This is a genomic window from Mesorhizobium sp. M8A.F.Ca.ET.208.01.1.1, from assembly GCF_004791315.1.
Taxonomy (GTDB): Bacteria; Pseudomonadota; Alphaproteobacteria; order Rhizobiales; family Rhizobiaceae; genus Mesorhizobium.
In genome coordinates, this window is the sequence record NZ_SRUT01000212.1 from 1 (window position 1) to 324 (window position 324).

Annotated in this window: 1 pseudogene; it reads right to left on the reverse strand. The window is 69.4% G+C overall.

Annotated features, from left to right (window positions below):
* Positions 1-324: pseudogene (locus EN851_RS34975) on the reverse strand (peptidylprolyl isomerase); the annotation flags it as partial.

Genomic DNA, 324 nt, shown 5'->3' on the forward strand with positions numbered 1-324 from the left:
ATGCAGGGCGCGCGCCTGCAGGAAAGCCATGCGGCGCTGGAAGTCCGGATCCTTGTCGAGGCCGGTATCGAGGGCCTTCTTGGCCATGACGCGAATTTCGATCGCCGCCGAAAGCGCGGCCGCGCGGCGCTGCTCGGGCGGCAGCTGCGCGAACTGTTGCGACAGTTCGCCTTCGGCGAGCTGCAGGTCGGCCTCGGTCAGCTTCTCGCCATTGACGGTGGCAACCACGGCATTGGGATCGACCGGAGCCGCGGGAGCGGCGGCATCCGGCTGGGCCGGCGCGGTCTCCTGCGCCATCAGCGGCGACAGGCAAAGAGCCGAGAG